At 61.1% G+C, this 7017-nt stretch carries 9 protein-coding genes; 5 read left to right on the top strand and 4 right to left on the bottom strand.

From position 1 onward, the window contains the following. Positions 1–469: 469 nt before the first annotated feature. Positions 470–937 (bottom strand): type I restriction endonuclease subunit R, EcoR124 family, encoded by a 468-nt coding sequence (locus QO034_RS22850; RefSeq protein WP_284487814.1) that lies wholly within the window; start codon positions 935–937, stop codon positions 470–472. Positions 938–1225: 288 nt separating this feature from the next. Between QO034_RS22850 and QO034_RS22845 the strand changes: the two genes are divergently transcribed. Beyond that, the gene (locus tag QO034_RS22845; protein ID WP_284487813.1) at positions 1226–1489 is read left to right on the top strand and encodes a hypothetical protein; all 264 of its coding nucleotides are present in this window, start codon (positions 1226–1228) and stop codon (positions 1487–1489) included. Between the two features lie 88 nt (positions 1490–1577). On the opposite strand, the gene QO034_RS22840 is transcribed toward QO034_RS22845, so the two are convergent. Together QO034_RS22840 and QO034_RS22835 are read right to left on the bottom strand one after the other, a co-directional pair. After that, positions 1578–1937 carry a hypothetical protein gene (locus QO034_RS22840; RefSeq protein ID WP_284487812.1) on the bottom strand — a complete coding sequence of 120 codons (360 nt, stop codon included), beginning with the start codon at positions 1935–1937 and terminating at the stop codon, positions 1578–1580. A 281-nt stretch (positions 1938–2218) separates the two neighbouring features. Beyond that, entirely contained in the window at positions 2219–3154 is a 936-nt protein-coding gene (locus QO034_RS22835; protein ID WP_284487811.1) for a tetratricopeptide repeat protein, read from the bottom strand. A gap of 143 nt (positions 3155–3297) precedes the next feature. Here QO034_RS22835 and QO034_RS22830 point away from each other — a divergent pair, with 143 nt between their 5' ends. From QO034_RS22830 to QO034_RS22810, 4 genes are all read left to right on the top strand, one after another. Further along, a complete protein-coding gene (locus tag QO034_RS22830) occupies positions 3298–4326 on the top strand; it encodes a hypothetical protein (protein WP_284487810.1) in 1029 nt (342 codons plus the stop codon). A gap of 74 nt (positions 4327–4400) precedes the next feature. Further along, the gene (locus QO034_RS22825) at positions 4401–4964 is read left to right on the top strand and encodes a hypothetical protein (protein ID WP_284487809.1); all 564 of its coding nucleotides are present in this window, start codon (positions 4401–4403) and stop codon (positions 4962–4964) included. 296 nt (positions 4965–5260) lie between these two features. Beyond that, positions 5261–5476 (top strand): hypothetical protein, encoded by a 216-nt coding sequence (locus tag QO034_RS22815; protein ID WP_284487815.1) that lies wholly within the window; start codon positions 5261–5263, stop codon positions 5474–5476. A 61-nt stretch (positions 5477–5537) separates the two neighbouring features. Then, complete coding sequence (locus QO034_RS22810) at positions 5538–6161, top strand: DarT ssDNA thymidine ADP-ribosyltransferase family protein (RefSeq protein WP_284487808.1); 624 nt, start codon at positions 5538–5540, stop codon at positions 6159–6161. Positions 6162–6199: 38 nt separating this feature from the next. Here the strand turns inward: QO034_RS22810 and QO034_RS22805 are convergent. Next, the coding region (locus QO034_RS22805; RefSeq protein ID WP_284487807.1) for a DUF2628 domain-containing protein at positions 6200–7017 on the bottom strand (818 nt) is incomplete at its 5' end.

The following is a 7017-nucleotide window of genomic DNA, read 5'->3' as shown; positions in this document are numbered from 1 at the left end:
TTACGGAGTTGTTCAGCGCGCTCGGAAGGATATGCGACCTGTTCACTCCCGACGAATGCATGAACTACTTTCGCGCTGCAGGATATGCGCCAGGTTAATCCCGAAATGCTTTAGGCGGCGAGTCAGAGCAAGCATATGAATGCGCAAACGGAAGCATAAGTCTGCGCAAGGGGTGTCAAGGGAGAAACGTACCACCTTGCGCTCTTCAGCCTGATGACAGGAACGCCGGAGCTGCAGCTCGGGCTTTTTCTTATGGAAATAGCGCGGATGCGGACGTGGGCAGAGGATCTGTTCTCCCCGATTGTAATGTTTGGCTTCTTGTCATCCGGCTGGTGCTTGTCGTCAGGGGGGCGCTTGTGAGGCTTGGGCGCTGCAAGGGTTGAAGGTTGGATGGGAAGGGCGTTGAGTGGTTATTCGCTGCATGTGGTATGAACGGCAGCGATGCGCATCATTGTGATGACCGCCGCACTCATACTTCACCACCGACACCTTTGAACTTATCAACAAAGGCGGAGATCTTTTCAAACACCGTCGCCTTCTTGCTTCGGAACTGCGGGTTCAGCGGGCTCATTTTGGGCAATATGGCATTCAGGTCGGCCCCATTTTCAGCAGCGAACTCTCGTTTGACCGAGGCCGCGATATAGCGTTTTGCCGCCTCGGGGTTCAGATCTTCGGAGGTGATGATCTCGTTCACTTCGCGGCGTTGCTCTTCCCGTGCAAAGGCGAAGAAGGCGTCGATCAGGCTCGCCTTCGCGCAGAGGCTCTGCACGATGGTTTGCAAGGGCCGCCCCGGAAAGGCCGAGCCCGAGCCGCGTTGCGAGCCGTTTACGACGAAGGAGGCCTGCTCTGCGGTTCCCTCGATGCCACAGCGCGGCACCCCGAGATGGCGCCCGAGTTCGCGCGACCACACGCTCTTGCCGATGATCGCTTTCCCCACAGAGACGTGGGTCCCGCGCAGCTTTCAGACACTGAACCATGAAATCATCAGGATACTCGAAGAGGAAGGTTTCAAATTGCCCGGCACAAGTTGAACTACCTCATGTCGTTGAGAGGCCGCCACGGGATCGGGATGAACGAAGTCAGCTTCCTGCCCAACGCCTTCGCGAGAATGTTCCGGATTTCATCGAGCCCCCCTACGCGCCCCAATCGTCACGGGCAATAATCTCCGGTCTCGCGGTCATCGCGCCGTTACGTTCACGCTCCTTCTGAGCCGAACGCCACCGGAATGGAACTCGATATCGAAATGATCGCGAAAGGCCGTTTCGACGTATTGGCAGGAGACACGGAAGAGGGTCGCAGCGATCCAGCCGGAAGTAGCACATGTCTTGAGCAAGTCCGGTTCATACCCGTGGTGCAGACCAAGACCGGGCATGGTCGTGATGCCCTCCAAACAGGCTCCATCGATCCCTGCCATTATCCGATGCGTCTGTCCGTCGGCCGTCAGATCAAGAGTGCATTGGCTCCCCGCGAATTCAATGGAGATGTCTGAAACGCCATCGTCGTTCTCCTGGGAGAACCCCCGGTCGCGCTCGAACCCGCGCTACGTTTTCGGCCACGACACACAGGCCGCCTGCGGCTTACTTCCGACGCTCCTGCCGGGCCAGCCAGGCCGCGATGACGGCGCCGAGGAACCACAGGAGCGTCGTGGCAATGCTACCGCCCGAGGACATCATGCCACTGCCCTCCGCGCCTGTTCCCGCCGCGGGATCGCCAACGCGCGCCGCGGCCGTGAACGAATAGACCGGCGCTGCGAGAGAGCCCGCGGCACCGGCCATGAAGGTGAAGAAGACCGCCCAGAGCCGGCGCTCGATCGATCTCGTCAAGATGAAGAGCAGAACGACCGAAAGCACGACCCCACCGAGACCAAGCTTCCAGGCCCATCCGGTTCCGGTGGGAACGCCGAAGCCGATCATGGCGCCCGAGGCTACCGCGAGCATGATGGTGGCAATGAGAGCGCCGCGCCCCGGGCAGGACCCCGCTGGCACCGGTGTGGTCGCTGCGGGTTTGCCAGCGAAGGTTTCCGTGATGCCGTGATACCAGCGGCGCCGCCGCGGCACGGGGATGACCTGGCCCACACCGCGTGGCGCGCCGGGCTTCGGGTCTTGGCTCCCTGGGCGAGGATCGGGGCTTATTTGCCCTTCCCCTTGCCTTCTTCTTCTTCGAGGGGCTGCCGCCAGTTGCCCGGCACCGGGTAGCCCTGAATGATGCTTTCCATGGACTAAGCTCCTTTCAGAAATGCCAGCCGCTCATCCGCAGCGGCGATGACATGCTTGAACATATCATCTTCGTGGAGATCCTGCAATTCAATCTGTGCCAAAAATGTGGCACGAATCCGCTCAATATCGTCCGCGTTTGTGAAATGCCGGAGCTTCGCCGCTACCCTTTCGGCGGAGATCCCAAAGAAGCCATCAGGCATGCGTGAGGCCACGACCAGAACGTTCACGAGGTTCTCCGGGTAGTCCGTCGGCATGGTGTCGACGGCAACCAGCAGGAGATGGTCGAGCACCTCCGGTTTTGGAAGAGGCCGGGCGCCGTCCTGGAGCGCCAGCGCGTAGTTGGCCGCGGCGTGGCTGAGAAAGTCCCGCTCTTCGTTGGTGTTCTCGGGCGTGAGCTCATAGGCCGCCTTGAAATGCTTCAGCGCCTCGCCCGGATCCCCCAGGTTGCGATAGGCGAGACCCAGGTAGAACTCCAGGTAGCGCGCCACCGAGCCATAGGCATCCGACAGGTCGCCCTCCCGGAATGTCGCGATCAGGTCGATGACATTGTCCCAACGGCGCTCGTCGAGCGACCGAATGATCCGGCTCATCACCTTTGGATACTTGTGGGTGGCGGAGGTGAAGTGGCGGAAGAGCGGCTGCCGGTCGAAGTAGTTGCGGCGCTCCTCGAGCGCAGAGCTGATGACCGCGCCGAAGACGTCCGGATCCCCGGTGTCTATCCCGTCGCTATAGCCGAGCGCGGCCGCGTAGGCCTCGGCGGACGCCTGGGACGGGGTCTCCCGGTTCCGGAGCCCCTTCTTGTCCCTCGAGATCGTCGACTTGCCAATCCTCTTGCCGAGCTTCTCACGGATCTCCTCGAGCGACAGCTTGTCGTGGATCGTGAAGAAGATGCTCGCGATCGTGCGCCGCTCATCCTCGTTGAATTTCCTGCTCGACATGATGATCCTCGTGGCGTTTCGGCACCATACATCCAGAAGCCGAAAAAATGAACCACAATCATGGGACGAAATAGTGTATTGGCGGATCGTCGCTGGAGCACGAATTGGGCCTGGCGCTTTGCAGACCAGACAGGAACGACCTCATGCACCGACCCCTCGCCCTTTTCGCATTGCTCGCGGCGGCAGCACCTCTTCATGCGGACGTTTCGCCTGAGGCGGCAGCAGCTGCGCTCACCGACTGCCGGGTTGAGCTCGCGGCAGACGACATGGATGCACTTGCGAAGACGGTCGAGACGATACGGGGATGGGGCGATATCCATGACCCGACGATCCGCATAGCCGCCGATTTCTGCCTCGAAGTCGCCGCTCCGAAACTCGCCGCCGCTGGTATCGGGCAGGCCCCAGAGGTGGAGGCGCCCGCGACGTCCGCCCCGGTGGATGCGCGCCTCCAGAGATATTTGGACCGTGCGACTGCGGACGGCGCCGACATGGGCGCGATCGCTGCGGAGATCGCATCCGACAAGGCGTTCACTCCGGCGGCTGGCGCCGCCCGGGAGGCGCTGGAGGCGGCTGTTCTGGCCTATGCGCGGCCGCTGCCTGCGGCACAGGCGGAGGCCAACCGGGTTGCCTATGCTGCTCTGGCACGGATCGACCCGGAGAACGCGACCTACGGGGCGAAGGTGCAGCACTACAAGGACGCGAAGCACACCACCGGCAAGCGGGTTCTGAAGTCCCTCATCAAGACCACCGAGGACTTCGACGGCTCGTCCTGGTCGCGCCATCCATCCTCGCCGCGGTATCAGGACACCCGGGATTACGTGACCCTCTACCTTCTCGATGACGGCAAGGGGAAGAAGTCGCTCGAACTTTTCCTGAACTACACCTCGAACGACGGCTGGCTCTTTGTTTCGAGCGCATCGCTGAACATAGATGGCGACGAGATTTCGATGCCGACTGCGCGCTGGTTCCGCGACAACGATACCGAAATCTGGGAATACGCCGGCTTCCAGGGCCCGAAGATGATCGACCTCGCTCGGCGCATCGGGGATGCGAAGCGGGTCGTCGTTCGGTTCTACGGGGATGAGTTCTACGATGACCATGTCATCTCGAGCACCGAGAAGAAGGTGATCCGCGAGATGCTGGCCGCGTGGGATTACCTGCAAGCCGGCTGATCCCGGTGCTGCTCCCGTAGCTGCCGTTCTGTCTGTCTTTCAGGCCTGCCATCATCGATCGAAGGATCTCCGCCATGACCCCTCATGAGGCTCTTGCCACGCTCCACGCACTGCCGCTCCAGCGCCTCGTCGGAATACCGACCGAAAAGGGCATCTATGCCCTCGCGGATCACGAGCACCGGTTTCGGTATATCGGCAGCACCGAAGGGCGGGACTTCCGGGACCGGATCCAGAACCGGCACGTCACCGGCTCCGAGAGCAACAGCCACAAGTTCTCCTGGGCCTACAACGTCGGCCGGATGTTTCGGGGCCCGAAAAGCCGTGATCCGGAGATCATGGCCGACCGGCAGGCGGCCAAGGATCTCCGGACGGCCTTCATCAGGAAGCACTGCCGCGCGGTCTGGATGCCGCTTACGGGCACACGTCCGGAAATCGAGGCCCTCGAGCACGCCATGGTGGCCATCGCTCCGCCAGAAACGGTCCAATGGAACCGGGAACGCTTCCATGTCGCTCCGCCTGCCGAACCGGCGGCCCTGGTTGACGGCCTCATCGCCGAGCTTGGGCTCCAGCTATCTACCCGTGCAAGGCTCGAGCGACAGGCCCGCAGGCATCGCCTCTCCCTTGGCGAGAAGGTGTGAGCCTCAGTTCAGGCGACTTCCGCGAGAAGGAAAATTTCGCCTCCCGAGGAAGCCCTTGGCTCCTGATCCGGGATTCTCGAAGGCCGGCAAATTTCCGCCCTCCTGATGGGGTCGGCCCTCCTCCTCATTGCCGGCGGCCTCAACGGGATGGTGCTGCCGGTCCGCGGTTCGGTCGAAGGTTTCTCTTCCTTCACGCTCGGCCTCCTCGGCACGGGCTGGGCCGGGGGTTACATTCTGGGTTGCGCACAGACCCCACGGATGGTGGCCAGCATCGGACACATCCGCGCGTTTTCCTCATGGCGGCGCTTGCCGGGATCTCGATCGCCGAATACGACGAGACGAAAGAGCTGATCGAAACCGGAGGTTGGGAAACCTTGGACTATGACCATGTCGCCTATCTCGCGGGATACGGACCGGTTGCCGAGTGCATCGTCGACTTCGGAAACCGAGACGACACTACGAGAATGCCAATGGCGCGTGTCGAGCGTCAATGTCAGCGAGCGATGAAGTAATTCCCCTGAACCCTATCGTATCGTCGCCGGAGCCCCCTGGTCTTGATTTGAGGTCGCGATTTTGAAGCCTGACAAGATTCGCCGGGAAGTGCTGCGCCGAGGGATTACCTCGCTCTATCATTTTACGCCATTTTCAAACCTTCAGAGCATTCTCACATACGGCCTCGCCTCACGGCGACTGCTGGACGACAATCAGGTGGCCTACACCTACTCCGATGGATGGCGAAACGACGGTCAGTCGGATGCAGTGTCCTTTTCGATTCACCGCATCAACGAGACTATGTTCTCAAAGAAGCTGAAAACCTCCAGCTGCGCATGGGCAATCCTGGAAATAGAGGCATCCTTTCTCTGGACCCACAGATGTCGTTTCTGCTGGGTCAATGCCGCCTCATCGGAGATCGTAAAGCACCACGGATTCATCGGTGGCCCCTGGGCCTTCGACGAGATGTTCAGGGATCGGCCCGTCAGTTCGATTGATCCACGGTCTTGCCGCGCCGTCTACCAGACACCGATCAACATGCCGACACGCAACGACGCCGAGGTCCAGGTCCTGTCGCCAATCGCACCGGACCTGATCAGGGATGTCACTGTCCAGGAAGAAAGCCACCGCACCGCGCTCGCGGCAATCATGCGCTCGGTCGGCCGTGAGCTTCCGATCGAGGTGGTGCCTGAGGTCTTTGTCTGAGGACGGGCGCGGCACCCGCCCTCAGGGTCGGATTGGACCTATGCCTTGTCCTCGAGGCAGGCGTCGAACCGGGCGAGCATCTCGATGAGGCCACGGGTCGAGAACCGACCGAGCGGTGCGTCATGGTCGTCGATGATGCCGATGTCGACGCCGGCCTTCGCCGCATCTTCCATCAGCCCACGCACTCGCTTGTAATGCCGCTCCTGATACTTCTTCACGAGGCTTGCCCCATCGGAGGTAACGACCACGTTCATCGGCGCCATCGTGCTCGGGGGCACCGGGAAGATGAAGAACATCGGGAGGCTGTCAGGATTGAAAGGAATGCTCGGTGCCCCGTATTCAAACCATTCCTGGGTTCGGACGCTGAACATGACACCGGCTTCCATGCCTCCGAAGAACCAGATCCGCGTCTGAGGTTCACCGTCCATCTCAGTCCAGATGAGGCAGGTCTGGTCATCGAACTCGCTGTGCCAGTGCCCCTCCTGCTGGTAGTCCATGGCGAGTGCCGGGCCGGCCAGGGCATAGGCCAGGAACGGAGAGACAATGAAGCCGATAATGAAGAAGTTCAGGACGAGCACCAGGACGGCGCGGCCCCAGAAGCCGTGAACGGCGAAATAGATCGGTCCGAACAGGAAGGCCCAGAGCCAGGAAACCCCGGTCGATTCATTGAAGTTCTCTGCGAGAACATCCGCTTCGATCTTCGTGGCAGCGGCTTCGGCCTTCAGACGTTCAACCCTGTTGATTTCCGCTGAGAAGTGACCCGGTAGCCCCATAATTTTCCACTGAGAATTGACCCATGTGAACACGCTGCCCCGACGGAATCGGTCGGGGAGAGAAGGAGTGATCGACATGGGAT

This window comes from Sedimentitalea xiamensis (assembly GCF_030164465.1).
Taxonomy (GTDB): Bacteria; Pseudomonadota; Alphaproteobacteria; order Rhodobacterales; family Rhodobacteraceae; genus Sedimentitalea; species Sedimentitalea xiamensis.
Note: the sequence above shows the minus strand (reverse complement) of the source record. Positions and strands in the feature narration are given on the sequence as shown.

Bases quoted from the DNA above. Each gene is read 5' to 3' on its own strand.
- QO034_RS22845 (WP_284487813.1), top strand. From the start codon at position 1,226: ATGGAACTCGATATCGAAATGATCGCGAAAGGCCGTTTCGACGTATTG.
- QO034_RS22840 (WP_284487812.1), bottom strand. From the start codon at position 1,937: ATGCTCGCGGTAGCCTCGGGCGCCATGATCGGCTTCGGCGTTCCCACC.
- QO034_RS22835 (WP_284487811.1), bottom strand. From the start codon at position 3,154: ATGTCGAGCAGGAAATTCAACGAGGATGAGCGGCGCACGATCGCGAGC.
- QO034_RS22830 (WP_284487810.1), top strand. From the start codon at position 3,298: ATGCACCGACCCCTCGCCCTTTTCGCATTGCTCGCGGCGGCAGCACCT.
- QO034_RS22825 (WP_284487809.1), top strand. From the start codon at position 4,401: ATGACCCCTCATGAGGCTCTTGCCACGCTCCACGCACTGCCGCTCCAG.
- QO034_RS22815 (WP_284487815.1), top strand. From the start codon at position 5,261: ATGGCGGCGCTTGCCGGGATCTCGATCGCCGAATACGACGAGACGAAA.